We start from the raw sequence: 541 nt of genomic DNA, 5'->3' as shown, positions 1-541 counted from the left end.
CAGTGCAACAGCCATGTAGAACGTGAACGGCATTTTTGTTGTACCAGCCGCCAGAGAGCTCATTCTCACCATATCTTCAAGCCCGATGATGGAGACAAGCGCGGTGGTTTTTAACAATACCAACCAGTTGTTACCAAATCCCGGTAGTGCATGGCGAATCATCTGAGGAAGAAGGATTCTTCGGAACGACAACACGGGGCTCATGCCATAAGCTTTTGCTGCTTCCAACTCACCTTTATCGACGGCCATGATCGCACCACGGAAAGTTTCCGCCATGTAAGCTCCAAAGATAAAACCAATTGTCAACACACCGGCAATAAACGGGCTCACATCAATGTAGTCAGGTAAGTAAGAAGTCCACTCATGATTTGGGTCGCTAGATGCAAACCATTCATTGAGCGTTTCGTTGATGGAATAGAGGCTATTGTTTAAAAGTATTTGCCCACCAAAGAAAATCAACATCATCAGAACTAAGTCTGGAATGCCGCGAATAATGGTGGTGTAAAGTGTGGCAATTGCTCTTGCCCATTTGTAGGGAGCA

General features: G+C 45.8%; 1 protein-coding gene. It reads right to left on the bottom strand.

The features are described 5' to 3' along the window. Nucleotides 1–541, bottom strand: a 541-nt coding sequence (locus tag R7Q09_RS27830) for an ABC transporter permease (RefSeq protein WP_318144170.1), incomplete at both ends; no start/stop codon positions are given.

The sequence above is a fragment of the Vibrio sp. 2130-1 genome, from assembly GCF_033339515.1.
The sequence above is the reverse complement of the archived record's forward strand: the minus strand, read 5'-3'. Positions and strand labels throughout refer to the sequence as shown.